This is a genomic window from Acutalibacter sp., from assembly GCF_056800975.1.
On the sequence record NZ_JBQISV010000181.1, the window covers coordinates 1 to 1,535 of the forward strand.

Annotated in this window: 2 protein-coding genes; both read right to left on the reverse strand. The window is 62.0% G+C overall.

Annotation, left to right across the window (positions count from 1 at the left end):
* Nucleotides 1-278: hypothetical protein (locus ACTO5E_RS11005; RefSeq protein ID WP_482303615.1), on the reverse strand; the 278-nt coding region annotated here is incomplete at its 3' end.
* Between the two features lie 126 nt (nucleotides 279-404).
* The gene (locus tag ACTO5E_RS11010; RefSeq protein WP_482303616.1) at nucleotides 405-1,259 is read right to left on the reverse strand and encodes an undecaprenyl-diphosphate phosphatase; all 855 of its coding nucleotides are present in this window, start codon (nucleotides 1,257-1,259) and stop codon (nucleotides 405-407) included.
* Nucleotides 1,260-1,535 lie beyond the last annotated feature (276 nt).

A 1,535-nucleotide genomic window follows, 5' to 3' on the forward strand; every position in this document is an offset into this window, starting at 1 on the left:
ACCAGGGCGGGGGGCGCCAGCAGAAAGCCGTAGCCCAGCAGGCCCTTGAGCAGGGCGCAGAACCAGCTGATGAAGATGGCCTGCATATTGAAGTAGCCCAGGGCAGAGAAGACGGCCAGCAGCAGGCAGACCAATGCGCCCACCTCCCGGCGGACCGGGCGCTGGGCGCTGGACGTCCGGCCGGATTTTGCCCGACTCCCCCCGCCGGAGCGGGAGGAACCGCCCCGTCCTCCACCGGAGGCGGACCGGCTCCCCCCTGTTTTCTTTTGTGTTGCCATATATACTCGTTCCTTTCATACTGGCCTCCCTCTCTGAGGGAGGTGGCACGGCGAAGCCGTGACGGAGGGAGTGACAAAAACTCCCTCAGTCAGCCTTACGGCTGACAGCTCCCTCAAAGAGGGAGCCTATGCCGCCGGCACAAAGGTCCAGTCCATGATATTCAGCAGGATGAACAGCGCGCCCGCCCCCCAGCAGTAGTAGGCGAAGGCGCCAAAGCGGCCCTTGTTGGTCAGCAGCCTCACCAGCTGGATGGAAAAATAGCCCACCACGGCGGCCACAACCATACCCAGCAGGTACTTGGGCAGGTTCTCCGCCGGCACACCCCCCTCCAGCTCCATCACGTCCAGCACCTTCAGCAGGGTGGCCCCCAGCACCGCGGGCAGCGACATGAGGAAGGAGTAGCGCACGGCAAATTTCCGGTCGAACCCCCGGACCATGCCCATGGAGATGGTGCAGCCCGACCGGGACAGCCCCGGAATGGTGGCGCAGCCTTGGGCCACGCCCACCAGCAGCACATCCAGAAGGGTGGCGTTCCGGGCGGTCTTGTATCCCCGGGCCATCTGGTCGGAGAGAAACAGGATGCAGCCCGTTACCAGCAAAGCCCCGCAGACGAACATGGGGTTGCTGCCGAAGGCCTCCACCCTGTCCTGGATAGGCAGCACCAGAAACAGGGGCAGGGTGCCCACGATGATGAGCAGCACCATCCGCCGGGCCTCCGGGGGGTTGCCCCGGTAGCGCCGGTGGGAAAACAGGTCGGTGAAGAAGGAGAAAAACTCCACAATCATCTCCCAGATGTCCCGCCAATAGACCACGCACACCGCCAGCAGGGTGGCAAAGTGGAGCAGGACATTGAAAAGCTGGTCGGGTTCCTCCATGCCGAAGAAGTGCTGGAACAGGGTGAGGTGCCCCGAGCTGGAGATGGGCAGAAATTCGGCCACGCCCTGAACAAAGCCCAGAATTGCGGACATGAAATAGGTCAAAATTATGTACCCCCTAAAACGGGCAGGCGCCCATAAAATCACTAATTACTATATTAACACAAGGCGGGGAAAAATTCCAGTGTTTTTATTTCGGGGGAATATCCATTCACAGATTTTTACGCGGGGGCGTGCCTTGGCGGTCAGGGAGATACGGAATCCCCCAGTCACCGCCTGCGGCGGTGCCAGCCATCTCGGCCTAAGAGCCGCCGCTTTGCGGCGGTTGGCCTCGAAACGCGCCTGCGGGCGCAGCCTTTAGCAAGGGGGCCTTTGGGAGCA